This window comes from Marinobacter sp. EVN1 (genome assembly GCF_000475375.1).
Lineage (GTDB): Bacteria > Pseudomonadota > Gammaproteobacteria > Pseudomonadales > Oleiphilaceae > Marinobacter > Marinobacter nauticus.
In genome coordinates this window covers 93,124-110,023 of record NZ_AXCB01000034.1, presented here as the reverse complement: position 1 = coordinate 110,023, position 16,900 = coordinate 93,124, and the positions used below count along the sequence as shown (strand labels likewise).

12 protein-coding genes are annotated in these 16,900 nt (G+C 59.4%); 7 read left to right on the top strand and 5 right to left on the bottom strand.

Annotated features, from left to right (window positions below):
• Positions 1–23: 23 nt before the first annotated feature.
• Positions 24–1,940, bottom strand: a complete 1,917-nt coding sequence (locus Q674_RS34415; protein WP_023009353.1) for a sigma 54-interacting transcriptional regulator — start codon at positions 1,938–1,940, stop codon at positions 24–26.
• 302 nt (positions 1,941–2,242) lie between these two features.
• On the opposite strand from Q674_RS34415, the gene Q674_RS34410 reads away from it, so the two are divergent.
• Genes Q674_RS34410 through cynS form a run of 4 tightly spaced genes read left to right on the top strand, consistent with a single transcriptional unit; the run spans position 2,243 to position 5,929 of the window.
• Complete coding sequence (locus tag Q674_RS34410) at positions 2,243–3,664, top strand: ABC transporter substrate-binding protein (protein ID WP_014420935.1); 1,422 nt, start codon at positions 2,243–2,245, stop codon at positions 3,662–3,664.
• Positions 3,665–3,666: 2 nt separating this feature from the next.
• The gene (ntrB, locus tag Q674_RS34405; protein WP_014420936.1) at positions 3,667–4,494 is read left to right on the top strand and encodes a nitrate ABC transporter permease; all 828 of its coding nucleotides are present in this window, start codon (positions 3,667–3,669) and stop codon (positions 4,492–4,494) included.
• 55 nt (positions 4,495–4,549) lie between these two features.
• Positions 4,550–5,458: an ABC transporter ATP-binding protein gene (locus Q674_RS34400; protein ID WP_023009352.1), complete on the top strand. Its 909-nt coding sequence runs from the start codon at positions 4,550–4,552 to the stop codon at positions 5,456–5,458.
• A gap of 27 nt (positions 5,459–5,485) precedes the next feature.
• Positions 5,486–5,929: a cyanase gene (gene cynS / locus Q674_RS34395; protein ID WP_014420938.1), complete on the top strand. Its 444-nt coding sequence runs from the start codon at positions 5,486–5,488 to the stop codon at positions 5,927–5,929.
• A 324-nt stretch (positions 5,930–6,253) separates the two neighbouring features.
• Here cynS and ilvD read toward each other — a convergent pair whose 3' ends face one another.
• Genes ilvD through ilvG form a run of 3 tightly spaced genes read right to left on the bottom strand, consistent with a single transcriptional unit; the run spans position 6,254 to position 9,924 of the window.
• Positions 6,254–7,930, bottom strand: a complete 1,677-nt coding sequence (gene ilvD / locus Q674_RS34390; protein ID WP_023009351.1) for a dihydroxy-acid dehydratase — start codon at positions 7,928–7,930, stop codon at positions 6,254–6,256.
• A 21-nt stretch (positions 7,931–7,951) separates the two neighbouring features.
• Entirely contained in the window at positions 7,952–8,230 is a 279-nt protein-coding gene (locus tag Q674_RS34385) for an ACT domain-containing protein (protein ID WP_011785586.1), read from the bottom strand.
• Complete coding sequence (gene ilvG, locus Q674_RS34380) at positions 8,227–9,924, bottom strand: acetolactate synthase 2 catalytic subunit (protein WP_023009350.1); 1,698 nt, start codon at positions 9,922–9,924, stop codon at positions 8,227–8,229. The genes Q674_RS34385 and ilvG overlap by 4 nt, the downstream gene beginning before the upstream one ends.
• A 332-nt stretch (positions 9,925–10,256) precedes the next feature.
• Here ilvG and Q674_RS34375 point away from each other — a divergent pair, with 332 nt between their 5' ends.
• Both Q674_RS34375 and Q674_RS34370 read left to right on the top strand, forming a co-directional pair.
• The gene (locus Q674_RS34375; RefSeq protein ID WP_031210255.1) at positions 10,257–11,339 is read left to right on the top strand and encodes an efflux RND transporter periplasmic adaptor subunit; all 1,083 of its coding nucleotides are present in this window, start codon (positions 10,257–10,259) and stop codon (positions 11,337–11,339) included.
• A 5-nt stretch (positions 11,340–11,344) separates the two neighbouring features.
• Complete coding sequence (locus Q674_RS34370) at positions 11,345–14,434, top strand: efflux RND transporter permease subunit (RefSeq protein WP_023009348.1); 3,090 nt, start codon at positions 11,345–11,347, stop codon at positions 14,432–14,434.
• Here the strand turns inward: Q674_RS34370 and Q674_RS34365 are convergent.
• Positions 14,428–16,053: a methyl-accepting chemotaxis protein gene (locus tag Q674_RS34365; protein WP_023009347.1), complete on the bottom strand. Its 1,626-nt coding sequence runs from the start codon at positions 16,051–16,053 to the stop codon at positions 14,428–14,430. The genes Q674_RS34370 and Q674_RS34365 overlap by 7 nt on opposite strands.
• 92 nt (positions 16,054–16,145) lie before the next feature.
• On the opposite strand from Q674_RS34365, the gene Q674_RS34360 reads away from it, so the two are divergent.
• Entirely contained in the window at positions 16,146–16,874 is a 729-nt protein-coding gene (locus Q674_RS34360) for a pseudouridine synthase (protein WP_023009346.1), read from the top strand.
• The last annotated feature ends 26 nt before the right edge of the window (positions 16,875–16,900 follow it).

Here is a 16,900-nt window from a genome sequence, read left to right as displayed (position 1 = left end):
GATACTCTGGCGGGTTAGCAGGGTTAAAGATCCCTTTCCTGAAATTGTCGCGGTTCGATCTTCAACTTTTTCAGGCGTGAGGACAGGGTGGTCGGTTTGACACCCAGCAGCGCGGCGGCGCCATCGTCGCCGAACACCCGGCCGCCACTGATTTTCAGGGCTCGTCTCAGGTTGTTTGTCTCAAGCTCCCTGAGTTCGTGCTCTGTCATCAGTTCACCGTCGAAATGTCTGGCTGGCGGCATGGGTTCCAGCGTGTGTCTGGCGACAGAATCCGGACCCTGCAGGTCCAGATCCAGCCGGCCATCGGCTGTGATCACCTGACGTTCAATAACGTTTTCCAGCTCCCGAACATTGCCTGGCCACGGGTAAGCTTTGAGCGTTTCCACGTCCCGCTCCCGGAGTGCCAGCGGTGGCCGGTTGAATTTCTGGCACGCCCGGTTCAGAAACTCCTGGGCGAGAATGGGAATGTCCTCGATACGTCGGCGCAACGGCACCGACTCAATAGGGAACACATTCAGGCGAAAGTACAGATCCTCCCGGAAGTTCTTGTCCCGGACCTCGGTTTTCAGGTCGCGGTTGGTGGCGGCAATGACACGAACGTCCACGGCTCGGGTGTGGTTTTCCCCCACGCGTTCGAACTGTTGATCCTGCAAGACCCGCAGCAGCTTGCCCTGGAGCTCCAGTGGGATCTCGCCCACTTCATCCAGAAAAAGGGTACCCCCATCGGCGAGCTCGAAGCGACCAACCCGGTCACTGACGGCTCCGGTAAAGGCACCCTTTACATGGCCAAAGAACTCACTCTCAAACAGATCCTTGGGAATCGCTGCGCAGTTTACCCGGATCAGGGGGCGATCCCTCCGGCTGCTTGACTGATGAATGGCCCGGGCAATGAGTTCCTTGCCGGTACCGGATTCCCCGGTGATCAACACGTTGGCATCGGTTGGGGCGACCATTCCGATTCTGCGCACGATGGCTTTGATAGCATCGCTCTGGCCTAAAATTTCGTGAAAGTGGTATTCCGCACTGAGTTCTTCCTGAAGGTAGGCGTTTTCCATTTCCAGACGGTGTTTCAGGGTTTCCACTTCCTCCAGTGCTTTTTGCAATTCCTTCTGAGTCTCAAGCCGGGCAGAGATATCGCGAAACACCACCACGGCACCAACCGGGTGGCCATTGTCTATAATGGGCGTGCTGGTGTATTCCACCGGAAAGCCGGTGCCATCCTTGCGCCAGAACCAGTCCTCGCCAACCCGTTTTACACTGGCATCCCGAAACGCGGCATAGATAGGGCATTCTTTCAGTGGGAAGATGCTACCGTCTTCGTGGGAGTGGTGCACCACCCGGTGAATCACCCTTCCCATCAGCTCGTCAATGCGCCAGCCCAGCATGCGTTCCGCTGCCGGGTTGGCAAAGGTCGTCCGTCCCTCGGCATCCACCCCGTAAATGCCTTCGCCCACCGCGTGCAGGATCAACTGGTTTTCCCGCTCCATGTCCTTGAACAGTTCTTCTACCCGCCGCCATTCCAGCAGGCCACCCCGGTGGTAGTGGTTGGCGTCGTGTCGTTCCCGCAAGGTGCGCAGCTGGCGCCGGTCCCGAAGCAGTAGCAGGAGGCTCTGGGATTCGGCTTCACCCACCCGTGAGGAAGAAATCTCCAGCTCCACGTTGCGCCCATCCCGATGCTGCAGGATGAAATCCCGGCTCCAGCCATGACTGCGAAACAGGGTTTCCTCGGTAAAGGCGATGAGCTGAGGCCGCTGGTCGGTGAACAGGTGGGTACAGGGAGTACCAATCAGAGACTGTCTGTCGGTTCCGGCCAGCCGCCCCATGGCGCTGTTGGCAGCGATGATGAGATCGCGCCCGGCATCCACCAGCAGCGCCGCCTCCGGCAGGTGGTCAATCCAGCTGGTGGTACTGGTGGATGTTATCGCGGCTTTGATTGTCATCGGGTTGTCCTTTCTCTGGCCTGACAGAGACAGAACAAACCTTGTGCCAACTCTGAAATTTCGTAGTGGAGGCTACGAAATATCGTTAATTACGAAAGTTCGTAATTGGCAGGAAGCACCGAAGAAAAATAAAAGCAATATAAAACAAGGTGTTAAATATTTTTTTGGGGTTGGCACAAACCCTGCGATATCTCCTCCAGAACGTGTTGTCGGCCCGGGAGCAGATTCTCTCCGGGAGCCGAGCCACCACTTTACTGCACCGCAAGAGTGCATAAACGACCCGTACTTCAGGAGAGTGCCCCATGACGACAAAGAGCCTTGGTAATCCGTTTGATGGAGACAAATCGCTGATCCACGCCAAAACCTGTGGCTGCCCGGACTGTAAGCCCGGCCAGGACGCCCCGGCAATTTCGCTGGACCTAAAATCTTCCGTCAGCAGGCAGGATGCATCGGAGGCGCCACTGAATTCAGAAGAGATGATGGACCGAGCCATCGAGAGCGCCGTTGTCCGCTCCGTATTCGGCCACAACGACCACAGCCGCCGCAGCTTCATGAAAATGATGGGTGCGGGCACCGCCGCCGCGCTGCTGGGCAGCGTGTTCCCCATGGACAAGGCCAAGGCTGCGGTTAAGGAATCCCTCGGCAAGCTTGAGAAGACCAAACTGAACGTCGGCTTTGTACCCATTACCTGCGCCACGCCGATCATCATGGCTCACCCCATGGGCTTCTATGAGCGCTACGGCCTGGACGTGACCGTGACCAAGACCGCGGGCTGGGCGGTGGCCCGGGACAAGTCCCTGGCCGGTGAATACGACGCGTCCCATATGCTCACCCCAATGCCCCTGGCCATGACCATGGGTGCCGGTTCCACACCGGAACCGTTCATCATGCCGGCGGTGGAGAACATCAACGGCCAGGCCATCGTGCTGCACGTGGACCACAAGGACAAACGCGATCCCAAGCAGTGGAAGGGCTTCAAGTTCGGCGTGCCGTTCGAATACTCCATGCACAACTTCCTGCTGCGTTACTACCTGGCCGAGAACGGTATCGACCCGGACAAGGACGTGCAGATCCGAGTGGTTCCGCCACCCGAGATGGTGGCCAACCTGCGTGCCGGTAACCTCGATGGCTACCTGTCACCGGACCCGTTCAACCAGCGTGCCGTGTGGGAGAAGGTGGGCTTCATTCACATGCTTACCAAGGATATCTGGGAAGGCCACCCCTGCTGCGCCTTCGCCTGCAGCCAGCAGTTTGCGACTCAGAATCCGAATACCTATGGAGCCCTGCTGCGCGCCATCATTGATGCCACCCAATACTCCAACAACCCTGAAAACCGAAAGGAAATTTCCGAAGCCATCGCGCCCAAGAACTACCTGAACCAGCCGGTCCCGGTAATACAGCAGGTGCTGACCGGGTACTACGCGGACGGCCTGGGCGAGGTGAAGAATGTGCCGGATCGCATCGATTTCGATCCGTTCCCCTGGCATTCCATGGGTGTGTGGATCCTCACCCAGATGAAGCGCTGGGGCTACATCGAGGGCGACGTGGATTACAAGGGCATCGCCGAGCAGGTCTACCTGGCTGGAGAAACCGGCAAGCTCATGGAGGAGATGGGCTACAGCGCGCCGGACAAGACCTACAAGACCCACACCATCATGGGCAAGACTTTTGATCCGGACAGCGCGGAAGAGTATGCCCGCAGTTTTGCCATCGGGAGGGTATAACCATGGCTTCCCTGAACATACGGGCGGCGTTGCTGTCGGTGTCGTTCCTGATTGTGGCCCTGGGGCTATGGGAAATGGCAACCCAGCCGCCGGAAGCCCAGACCGGAATGAGCGAATACGAAATGCTCATGGGTGGCGCCGACCAGGAATCCCGGGTACCGCCACCTTCAGCGGTGATCAAGCTGGCTTGGGCCGAGCTGTCGAATCCGTTCTACGACGCCGGCGCCAACGACAAGGGTATCGGCATCCAGCTCGCTTATTCGGTGTACCGGGTACTTACCGGCTACCTGGCGGCCATGGCCATCGCCTTGCCCCTGGGGTTCCTGATCGGTATGTCTCCGCTGATGTACAAGGCCCTGAACCCCTACATCCAGGTTTTGCGGCCGATTTCGCCGCTGGCCTGGATGCCCCTGGCCCTGTTCATCATCCAGGACTCGGACGCCTCGGCCATCTTCGTGATCTTCATCTGCTCGATCTGGCCGATGCTGCTTAACACCGCCTTTGGTGTGGCCAATGTCCGGCAGGATTGGGTGAACGTGGCCAGAACCCACGAACTGGGGCCGATCAAAACCGCGTTAACCGTGATTCTGCCGGCGGCCGCGCCCACCATCCTGACCGGCATGCGCATCTCCATCGGTATTGCCTGGCTGGTCATCGTGGCGGCGGAAATGCTTGTGGGCGGCACCGGCATTGGCTACTACGTGTGGAACGAGTGGAACAACCTGGATCTGGCCAGTGTGATCTTCTCCATCCTGATGATCGGGGTGGTGGGCATGCTGCTGGACCTCGCCCTGGGCAAGGCCCAGAAATTGGTGGAGTACAAAGAATGAGCGGCCCGGCACCGGCCGCCGATGCCGGCCTCAACCCTCCGAACGGAGACCTGTTATGAGTAAACCATTCCTGGAAGTAGATGGCCTGTCCAAAGTCTATCCGGATGGCCAGGGCGGTGAACTGACCGTCTTCGAGGATATCCGCTTTGCCCTGGAGAAAGGCGAGTTCGTCTGCATCATCGGCCACTCCGGCTGCGGCAAATCCACCATCCTGAACGTGCTGGCTGGCCTGGACGAAGCCAGCGCCGGCAACGTGGTGATGAACGGCAAGGAAGTAAAGGGCCCGGGCCTGGAGCGCGGCGTGGTGTTTCAGAACTACAGCCTGCTGCCCTGGAAAACCGCCCTGAACAACATCGTATTTGCGGTGAAAGCCCGTTGGCCCGGCTGGTCCAAGGAAAAGGTGCGGGAGCACAGCGAGCGCTACCTGAAAATGGTGGGCCTGGAGCACGCCATGAACCGCAAGCCCTCACAGCTCTCAGGCGGCATGCGCCAACGAGTGAGCATCGCCCGGGCCTTCGCTACCCAGCCGGAACTCCTGCTGCTGGATGAACCCTTCGGCGCGCTGGATGCCCTTACGCGAGGAGTGATTCAGGATGAACTGGTGAAGATCTGGGAAGAAACCCGCCAGACCGTGTTCATGATCACCCACGATGTTGATGAAGCCATTCTCCTGTCCGACCGCATCTTTCTGATGTCCAACGGCCCCAATGCTCGCATCGCCGAGAGTGTGAAAGTGGACATCCCGCATCCGCGGGCGCGGGCCACCATTTTCCAGAACCCGGCTTACCACAAGACCCGGGACTACCTGGTTGACTTCCTGGTCAACCGAAGCGGCTCGGCCCTGCCGGAACAAGACGGCAGCCCGAAAGTTGTCGAGCCTGCCAAAGGTACCGCTCAGCCGGAACCGTCGGCGGCCGAACCTGAAACCGAATCCGAAACTGCCGCTCGTGCGGTGAATGCCTGACGTTAAAAGTGAAGAGAGGAACCAACCATGATGAACAAAGAACTGATGACCGCAAAAATCCTTGAAGCCAAAGTTGCCAAGGGCATGACCTGGGAAGCGATTGCCGAGGCAGTGGGGCTGTCGCCGGTGTTCACCACCTCTGCGGCTCTCGGGATGAACAGCCTCACCGAGGACAAGGCTTTCGCCCTCTGCGAAACCCTCGGCCTCGACAAGCCGGTAGCCGAAGCTCTGCAGGTCTGCCCCAAAAAAGCGTGGGATGGCGCTGTTCCCCAAGACCCGCTGATCTATCGCCTGTATGAAGTGGTAGGCGTGTATGGCGATACCATGAAAGCGCTGATTCACGAGAAGTTCGGGGATGGCATCATGAGTGCCATTGACTTCACCATGGACATTGAGAAGGAAGAGAATCCGAAGGGCGACCGGGTGGTGGTTACCATGAACGGGAAGTTTCTGCCTTATAAGGCCTGGTAGTCGTCGGACTTTGAGTTTGCCTCGTTCCTAGCCTTCTGGCTGCGGGGCGGCCGGTGGATTTGTCTTGGAAAAAGAACTCGCTTCGCTCAGACACCTTTTTCCGGCGAAAAACCCACCAACCACCCCGCGCCGACGGGCACTACGGGTAACGCAGTGATGTCTTTCAAAAAGGCTATATCTGTTCTGCACGTCGGTAGGGGGGTATGGGGTATTTTTCTGACAGGAAAAAGGTGTCTGAGCGAAGCGAGTTCTTTTTCCCGAAGAAAAATACCCCATACCCGCCGTACCTGCCCCATAACATCAAGGCTGCGAGCCCAACCCTAACTACGGCAAGTCGGTAACGGCCCCCGTAGATGCGGAACTCACCACACGGGCATACTTGGCCAGCACGCCCCGGGTAAATCTGGGTTCCGGTGGCGTCCAGGCTTTGCGCCGTTTTTCCATTTCCGCGTCAGAGATTTCCAGCACAATCGAGTTGCTCACGGCATCAATGGTAATGGTGTCGCCGTCTTCTACCAGCGCAATTGGCCCGCCCACGGCGGCCTCAGGTGTGATGTGGCCAACCACAAAACCATGGCTGCCACCGGAGAAGCGGCCGTCGGTAATCAAGGCTACATCGCTGCCCAGGCCTTTGCCCATAATCGCCGAGGTGGGGCTGAGCATTTCCCGCATGCCAGGCCCGCCCTTCGGGCCTTCGTATCGAATCACCAGCACGTCGCCAGCGACCACGGTGCCATTCAGGATTCGCTCCTGGGCTTCCTCTTCAGAGTGAAACACTCGGGCTCGACCGGAAAAATGCGTGCCTTCCTTACCGGTGATTTTCGCTACCGAGCCTTCCGGAGCCAGGTTGCCATAGAGAATGCGTAGATGACTGTCGGCTTTGATCGGGTTGTCGAAGGCGTGGATGATCTGCTGGCCTTCGGGGTAGGGCACCACGGTCTCGAGGTTCTCTGCCAGGGTCTTGCCGGTCACCGTGAGGCAGTCCCCATGCAGCAGCCCCTGGTCGAGCAGCATCTTCATTAGCGGTTGAATGCCACCAATGGCCACCAGCTCGGACATCATGTAGTGGCCGGAGGGGCGAAGGTCTGCCAGGACCGGTACCTGTTTGCCGATGCGTACGAAATCGTCCAGTGACAGCTCCACTCCCACCGTACTGGCCATACCCAGAAGGTGAAGCACGGCGTTGGTGGAACCGCCCAGCGCGATCACCACGGTGATGGCGTTCTCGAACGCTTCCCGGGTCATGATGTCGGAGGGCTTGATATCGGCTTCGAGCAGTTTCAGCACCGCGGCGCCTGCGGCTTCGCAATCCGCCAGTTTGCTGTCGGAAACGGCGTTCTGGGCGGAGCTGCCTGGCAGGCTCATGCCCATGGCCTCAATGGCGGAGGCCATGGTGTTGGCGGTGTACATCCCGCCACAGGAGCCTGGGCCGGGAATGGCGGTTTCCTCGATCTGTTTGACTTCGATCAGCTCCATGTTGCCGCGGGCATGGGCGCCCACTGCCTCGAACACGGAGATGATGTCGGTATGGTTTTCGCCGGGCATGATGGTTCCGCCGTAAACGAAGACCGAGGGCCGGTTCAGCCGGGCCAGGCCCATCATGCAGCCGGGCATATTCTTGTCGCAGCCACCGATGGCGACCAGTCCGTCGAAGCCCTCACAACCGGCCACGGTCTCAATGGAATCGGCAATCACCTCGCGCGACACCAGAGAATATTTCATGCCCTCGGTGCCGTTGGCGATGCCATCAGAGATGGTGATGGTGTTGAAGATCAGGCTCTTGCCCCCGGCTCCGTCGGCACCCTTGGCGGCCTCCCGGGCCAGGCCGTCAATGTGCATGTTGCAGGGCGTGAGGTTGCTCCAGGTGGAGGCAATGCCAATCTGAGGTTTTCGGAAATCCTCGTCGGTAAAACCTACCGCCCGGAGCATAGCCCGGCTGGCGGATTTATTGATCCCGTCTACCACCGGTGCCGAGTGTCGGCGTCGTTTATCGGTTGTCATGCGTTATCCCTCTCCGTCGTTTCAAGCCGATCGCGACCGTGCCATGGTATCGGAGACCAGTTCAACTCCGGCAACGGTATGCAGTTTCTCCAGCTGAGATTGAAGCATAGCAACTGGCCGGGAACCCTCCAGCGTGAGGGCAATGTCGAGGGTATCGCCAGTTGATTCCATGGCCATCCTGGAAATCCGGAAGCCGCGCACCCGCACCACCCGGCACAGCCGCTCCAGAGCTGCCGCTTCCTGGTTCATGCGGCAATTCAGGGTATATCGTTGACTGGCGCTTTCATGATTCGGCTTCATGCTACCTGCTCCTTGCGGCTGTTCGTTTTACGGGGTTCGTCAATCATTTCCTTGTTGCTGGCGCCGGCTTTGACGATGGGCCAGACGTTCTCTTCACGACTGATGGCAACGTGCAGCAGCATCGGGCCGTTGTACGCCAGAATGGTTTCGATGCCGCGGCGGATCTGGTCGGTCCGCTCAATGTGTAGGGCCGGGATATCGAACGCCCGGGCCATGGCGACAAAGTCCGGATTGTCGTCCAGATCGATCTGGCTCTCGCGGTTGTTGTAGAACAGTTCCTGTTGCTGACGAACCATGCCCAGGCACTGGTTGTCCAGAATGATCAGCTTCAACGGCAGGTTGTAGCGCCGTATGGTGGCCAGTTCCTGAGCGTTCATCATGAACGAACCATCACCGGTCACGTTGATGACGGTGCGCGTTCGGTCCGAGAACTGGGCGCCGATGGCCGCCGGAAGCCCGAAGCCCATGGTGCCCAGGCCTCCGCTGGTCAGGTGGTGGCGTGGATGGGCGAACTGGTAATACTGGGCAACCCACATCTGGTGCTGGCCAACATCGCAGGCGATGACGGTGTCGTCGCCGGTGATGCCGGAAAGCTGACGGATGAATGCGGGGCCGGTAATGGGTGCCAACGGTTCCTCGTTATCTGCGGCGCGAAAGCCTCCGGTGGTATGCCAGGTGCGGCATTGTTTCTGCCAGGCGTCGATAGCCAGTGGCTCAGCCGCAATGGCATCGGTCAATGCCGCCAGAATGGCGTTCAGGTCACCACGCAGAGACAGGTCTGCCGGCCGCAGTTTGTTGATCTCGGCGGCATCGGCATCAATATGGATCATCCGGGCATTAGGCGCGAACCCGTCCAGCTTGCCGGTGGCTCGGTCATCCAGCCGGGCACCGATCACGAACAGGAGGTCGCACTCGTCAACCGCCTTGTTGGCCGCCCGGGAACCGTGCATGCCGAGCATGCCCAGATCATTCGGGTTGTTTCGGCCGGCGTTGCCAATGCCTTTGAGGGTAACGACGCCCGGCAGCCCCGAGACTTCGGCAAAGGTACGAAAACGGTCTTCGGCTCCGGCCAGAGACACACCACCACCGCTGTAAAGCAGGGGCCGCCTGGCTGATCTCAGCATGGCCAGGGCCGGGCCGATCTCCGGGCAATCCGCTGGCGGTGCCTCGGTGCAGGCCGGGGCTGAAGCCTTAATCTCGGACAACAGAATGTCTTTGGGAATATCAATCCACACCGGCCCGGGGCGGCCAGCCTGGGCCAGGTCGATGGCGTCCTCCAGAATGCCCGGCAAGTCTTCGGGGTCGTCCACCAGGTAGCTGTGTTTGACGATGCCCAGGGTCATGCCAAGGATGTCGGTTTCCTGAAAGGCGTCGGTACCAATCAATCCGGAGGGGACCTGCCCGGTGATCACCAGCAGGGGGATGGAATCCATGTAGGCATTGGCAACGCCAGTGATCAGGTTGGTGGCGCCGGGGCCGGAGGTGGCAATACAAACTCCCAGTTGGCCACTGGCCCGGGCGTAACCGTCTGCCGCCAGGGCACAGGCCTGTTCGTGGCGGCACAGCACATGCTCCACACCCACGTCATCCACCAGCGCGTCATACAGGGGCATGATGCAGCCACCCGGATACCCGAAAACCGTGCTGATGTTATGGCGGTGGAACGCTGCAAGAATGTGCTGTGAGCCGTTCATGGTCGTTTTTCCCTTTTTCTTTGCCGCAAAAAAGAAACCCCCGGGACCTTGCGGTGCCGGGGGTTTCTGGTGTCGTTGTCAGGTTGTCGCTATCTCACCCGCTTGTCCACGCAAAAGCCCCCGGACGGTACCACGACCACCAGGACTAGCTTCACAAGGACCATAACTGCGTTGAGATTCATGAAATCGACAATCTGCTCTGAATTGAGTTGAACAATGCGTGTAGAATCTAACCCACGTTTTCAGGCGGATGCAAGGGCTTATTTCCGGAAATTCAACCGGTGCCGGCTTTTTCGCTTTCTCAAACCAAATCTGTTCACGGCGAGTGGTGCATGACAAGAGCAAAATGGAGCTCCCTGGGATTATCCCTTCTGGTCATCGTCTTATTGGTTGTATGGATGGCAACGGGTGAGGTAAAAGTCGCCAGTGAAGAGGCGCCGGAGGCGCCGGCTTCCGAACAGGTATCTGTCACCCGGGTTGAGGTAACACCGGTCAGCGCGCGGGCTTATCAGCCAGCCCTGAAGCTTCAGGGCCAACTGGAACCCTGGCAGTCGGTTCAGGTCAGTGCCCGCGTGGCTGGTACTGTTGAGCAACTGAACGTTGAGCTGGGGCAGCAGGTGAAAGCGGGTACGGTGCTTGCGACCTTGTCGACGGATGGTCGGGACACGGTGGTACAGCGCTGGCAGGCCAGTATTCGCAAGTTGGAAGCGGATCTGGCCGCCGCCCGGAAGCTGCGTTCCAGCAATCTGGCCGCCGATACTGAAATACTGCGTCTGCAGAGTGAACTCGCCGCGGCTCGAGCAGAACTCGCTGCGGCTGAACTGGCGCTGAATCACCTCAAGCCCATCGCACCGTTTGATGCCACTGTGAATCGTCGCGAAGTGGACGAAGGCAGTCTGGTGCAGGTGGGAACGCCCCTGTTTGAGCTGGTACAGATAGACCGCCTGAAAGCCACCGGACAGATCCCGCAACAATCGGCGGCGCTGGTTCAACCGGGGCAGGCCGTCGATATACAACTGCTGGACGGCTCCCGGCTGGCCGGCGTTGTCAGTTTTGTGGCCAGCGCTGCCAATTCGGACACCCGAAGTTTTGCGGTGGAAGTGGTGGTGGAGAATCCTGAATTGAAGCGGGCTGCGGGCGGCTCTGCCAGCCTGAGTATTCAACTGCCGGAACAACAGGCCACCTTCATATCGCCGGCTTATCTGGGGCTGGATGACGATGGCCGGCCCGGCGTGAAGTATGTCGATGCCGATAATCGAGTGGTGTTTGAGACCGTGCGGCTGCTGAGCGTCTCGACCGACGGTGCCTGGGTTGCCGGCTTGCCGCCGGAGATCCGCCTGATTACCCGGGGCGCCGGATTTGTCTCGCCGGGTGAGCAGGTGCGCCCTGTTGATACCTCAGACCAGCGGGGCTGACCGTCATGCGAGCTTTGATTGCCGCGGCCATGGACCGAAGCCGCACCACGCTGTTGTTGTTCCTGTTCCTGCTGTTGGGCGGTATGGCGGCCTACCAGGTGATTCCCAAGGAATCCAATCCGGACGTCACCATCCCGATGATCTATGTCTCGATGACGCTTGAAGGCATCAGCCCGGAAGACGCTGAGCGCCTGCTGGTCCGGCCCATGGAGCAGGAGCTGCGCTCGCTGGAAGGCATCAAGGAAATGCGGGGTACCGCCTCAGAAGGCCATGCCTCGGTGATGCTTGAATTCGACGCCGGTTTCGATCCGGACAAGGCCCTGCAGGATGTCCGGGAGAAGGTGGATACCGCCCGCAGCAAGCTACCCCAGGAAGCCGACGAACCCCGGGTCAATGAAATCAACGTGTCGCTGTTCCCGGTGTTGTCGGTAGGCCTGTCCGGTCCGCTGTCGGAACGCGAGCTGATTACCATTGCGCGCCGACTTCAGGATGCCATCGAAGCCATTCCCGAAGTGCTGGAGGTGGAAATTGGCGGCGACCGGGAGGATCTGCTGGAGATCGTGGTGGATCCCCAGGTGCTGGAAAGCTACGGCATCGATTTTGATCAGTTGGCCTCCCTGGTTACCCGGAACAACCAGCTGGTGGCTGCCGGCTCACTGGACACGGGTAATGGTCGGATGGCGCTGAAAGTGCCGGGAGTAATCGAAACCATCGAAGATGTGATGTCGATGCCTGTTAAGGTAGACGGCGACACTGTGGTTACCTTCGGTGATGTGGCCATGCTGCAGCGCACCTTCAAAGACCCGACCGGCTTCGCCCGCATCAACGGGGAGCCAGCCTTGGTACTGGAAGTTTCCAAGCGCTCGGGCGCCAACATTATTGAAACCATTGAGCAGATTCGCACCCTGATTGATGAGGCCCGGCCCCGGTTGCCGGAGACCCTCGATATCCGCTTCATCATGGACCAGTCCGAGGAAGTGCGCGATATCCTCTCGGATCTGCTCAACAACGTGCTGACTGCCATTGTGCTGGTAATCATCGTGGTGATCGCGGCCATGGGCCCACGATCAGCTGTGCTGGTGGGGCTCACCATCCCCGGGGCGTTTCTGACCGGCATCCTGGTGATCTGGAGCATGGGCCTGACGCTCAATATCGTCGTGCTGTTCAGCCTGATCCTCGTGGCGGGCATGCTGGTGGATGGCGCCATTGTGGTGTCTGAGCTGGCAGACCGGAATCTGTCGGACGGGCAGCCGGTCAAAGCCGCCTGGGTGGAAGCAGCCTCGCGCATGGCCTGGCCGGTTATTGCCTCCACGGCGACGACGCTTGCGGTCTTCGTGCCGCTGCTGTTCTGGCCCGGAGTGGTGGGCGAATTCATGAAATACCTGCCGATGACCGTGTTGATCTGCCTGATTGCTTCGCTGGCCATGGCGCTGGTTTTCCTCCCGGTTTTGGGTGGCGTGAGCGGTGGTCGCCGGCACCACGAGGATGCCAGTGAAGGGCGTTTCATGCGGGGCTACCGACAGGTGCTGGCCGCTCTTCTGCAGCGCCCGGGCCTGACCTTGCTCGGCACCCTGATGGTGATTGTTGTGATCTACGCCGCCTATGGGCGCTTTAACCATGGTGTCGAGTTTTTCCCGAGTGTCGAGCCCGAGTCGGCCCAGGTTCAGGTGCGGGCTCGTGGCGATCTTTCGGTGTGGGAACGGGATGCCATTGTGCGTGAAGTGGAGTCTCAGCTGCAGAATATGCCGGAGGTAAAGGCCCTGTATGCGCGCTCCATGGTGACCGCCAGCTCCCAGATGGCTCCGGATGTGATCGGCGTTCTGCAGTTCCAGTTCACGGACTGGTACACCCGCCGCACTGCCACGGATATTCTGGAAGACTTTCGGGAACGTACGGCAGATATCGCCGGTATTGAACTGGAGTTCCGCAAGCAGGAGGGTGGCCCGGCTGAAGGCAAGCCCATCGAGCTGCAGGTCAGCAGTATGGACAGCACACAGCTGGATGGCTATGTCGACAGCATTGAGAACCGCATGCGCGAACTCGGTGGTTTTGTCGATATTGAAGACGACCGGAGCCTGCCCGGGATCGAGTGGCGCCTGAATGTGGATCGTGAGGCGGCCGCTCGATTCGGTACCGATGTGTTGAGCATCGGCAGTGCGGTTCGGCTGGTAACCAATGGCCTGGTGCTGGCCACCTACCGGCCGGAAGATGTTCGCGATGAGGTGGACATTGCGGTGCGGGTGCCCAACAACTGGCGGGAGCTGGATCACCTGGAGCGCCAGACACTGAACACCCCTCGCGGTCAGGTGCCGCTGTCGGAATTCGTGGACCTGGAGCCAGGCGACAAGACCGGCTCAATCGTGCGGGTTGATGGCCAGCGCACGATCACCATCAAATCGGATATTGCGCCGGGCAGGCGAATGGACGAGCTGCTGCGGACCCTGCAGGCTGAGATGCCTGAGCCACCGGAAGGGGTGAGCGTGCGCTTTGCCGGCGAAAACGAGGATCAGCAGCAGGCCGCCAACTTCCTGACCTCCGCTTTTCTGGTTGCGGTTGGCCTGATGTTGCTGATTCTGGTGACCCAGTTCAATTCTCTTTACCAGACCCTTCTGATCCTGTCGGCGATTGTATTGTCCACCGCCGGAGTGCTGCTGGGCTTGCTGTTTTCCGGTCAGTCTTTCGGCGTGGTGATGGTGGGCATGGGCATTATTGCGCTGGCGGGTATTGTGGTGAACAACAACATCATCCTGATCGATACCTTCAACCAGATGAAGCGGGAGGGCAAAGCCGCCTACGAGGCCGCCCTGGAGACCGGATGTCTGCGTTTCCGGCCGGTGTTGCTGACGGCCATCACCACAATCCTTGGGCTTACCCCCATGGTGTTGGGGGTAAATGTGAATCTGTTGGAGCCATCATTGGGGCTAGGTGCGCCATCCACTCAGTGGTGGACGCAGCTGTCCAGCGCCATTGCAGGCGGCCTGGCCTTTGCGACGCTGCTCACTCTATTACTGACGCCGGCTTTGCTGGTTCTGGGAGAACGCACCGGCCAGCGGGTCAGGGGGCTGGTCCGGCGCATTTCACAGCGTGATCAGTAGCGGATTCGCCCAGCCAACTCCTGGGCCTTCCGGGCCATAGCCTCGAGCTCCGGAACCGTGCGCAGGTTCTGCTCTGCGGCATCGTGCATGGCTTCGGATATTTCGGCCACTTCTGTGACATTTCGGTTGATGTCTTCGCTGACACTGGTCTGCTCTTCAGCGGCGGTGGCCACCTGCGTTGTGGCGTCGTTTACCTTGATCATCCTCTGGGTAATGTCTGCCAGTGTGGTTCGTACTGCATCCACGGATTCGCTGCTCTCTTTGGCGACCACCTCAGAGGCCTGCATGTACTCTGTGGCGTCCCGGGAGCCATTCTGAATGGAGGCAATGATCTCATCTATTTCCACGGTGGCGTCCTGAGTTTTGGCTGCCAGGTTGCGAACCTCATCGGCAACGACCGCAAAACCCCTCCCGGCTTCTCCAGCTCTGGCAGCCTCTATTGCGGCGTTGAGCGCCAGTAGATTGGTCTGGTCGGCAATTTCCCGGATTACCCGCATGACGTCGCCGACCTGTTGGCCGCTTTTGGCCAGTTCAGCAACGGTGGCCGCGGAACTGCGGATCTGATCGGTCAATCGATTCATGCTGGCAACCGCCTGGTTGATCTGTTCGTCGGCGTGTCGCGTCTGGTTAGCGGTTTCGTCCACCTGGCTGGCAACAGAACTTGCGTGCTGTGCGACGTCCTGAGCGGTGGCTGACATCTCGTTCATCGCCGTAGCTATCTGGTCAATGCGTTGGTGCGCTTTGTCAGACTGAGAGGACACTGCGTCGGCGTTGGACCGAATCATCGCTCCGGTGTCGGCCAGCTGAGACGCGTTGTGTTGCATCATTTCGCCGGTTTCCCGCAGGAACCGGTGCAGGGTTCGGGCGGTGTCCGCCAGTCGACCCAGCTCGTCCGGGCGTTTCAGGGTTACCGGGTCTGTCAGGTCGCCCTCACCAATTCTGCTCAGTTTGGCAATCAGCTCCTGGGTCGGACGTACCACGGATGTCACCAGAACACCAAGACAGGCCAGCGTGCCCATCACGATGGCAGCGAGCAGCAAGCCACCCATCAGCCAGGTGGTTTCCGTTGCGCTGTCCCGCAATTCGCCGGAGTGGGAGACGGCCACGTCACGAATTTTGTTGGCCGCCTGCTCAATCAGTTGCGCGGGTTCACGATCAATTCCGGTCACCGCTTCATCGCCCTCGGTATGATCGTACCCCGAGGCCACGAAATCCTGGTATCCCGTCCGGTACGCTTCGCCCATCCGTTGATGGGCGGCCCTGAACCGGTCCATCAGCGCGCGGGCTTCCTGATCAGCGATTCTTGGGATCAATTGGTCCAGCTGTTGTTGGATACTGGACTCGGTCTTCTGGAACCGTTGCCAGTATTTATCGCGCTGGGCATCGTCGGCGCCGCGAATCAGGACGTTCTTCCATTCCTGAACCTGTGTCTTGAAATCGCTGAGAATGTCTTGCGCTTGCAGGGCCAGGACAATCTCATCACTGATCAGGTGCTCGTATTCATCCTGGCTGGAGAGTGATCGGTTGAAGTAAATGCCTGCAACAATCGCAATCAGAAGGTTGGAGACCACGATGATGGTAAGGATCCGGTTAAGGATGCTTTTGTTGTACCAGCGCATGGGCGGGGTCCTGTAAGATGCTAGGGATAATGGAGTATCGTGGCGGCCTCTGGCGGGCTGCCTGACTGGTTTATCGGCCGACATTTTATATTATGAACCCGCTCACAGAAATTTATCGTGATTCCCAGCTTCTGGTGGTTCACAAACCGGCCGGGTTGCTTATGCATCGCAGCCCGATTGACCGCCATGAGACGGAATTCGCGTTGCAGTACGCCCGTTCTATGAACGGCGGAGCGCATGTCTATCCGGTGCATCGGCTGGACCGGCCGACCTCTGGCATCGTTTTGTTCGCCAGGGATCAGGCAACGGCGAGGGTACTGGGGCTTGCAATGATGGCGGGCGAATTCAAGAAGACCTACCTTGCGTTGGTTCGAGGCTGGACGCCGGAACAGGGCGTGATCGATCATCCACTCCGGGAAGAGCCCGAAGACCGCCGATTGAAGGGAGAAGAACAGCCCGTCCGGCCGGCCCTGACTCGCTACCGTTGCATCGCCACCACGGAGTTGCCGGTCTCTATTGAGCGTTACCCCACCAGTCGTTACAGCCTGGTGGAGCTGAAGCCCGAAACCGGCCGGAAACATCAGCTCCGGCGGCACATGAAGCATATTAGTCATCCGATTATCGGGGATGCCAATCACGGGCGTGGCCGGCACAACCGGTATTTTGCTGAACGGTTCGGCTATGGGCGGTTGATGTTAGCGGCCACTGAGCTGGAACTTTCACACCCGGCCACCGGGGAAGTCCTGCGGTTCTCTGCCCCTCCCGAGGAGAGCTTCCGAACTGTGCTGGAAATATTTGAACAGGATACGGTGACGGGTTAAGGGCCGACGCCAGCCAGATCGGACAA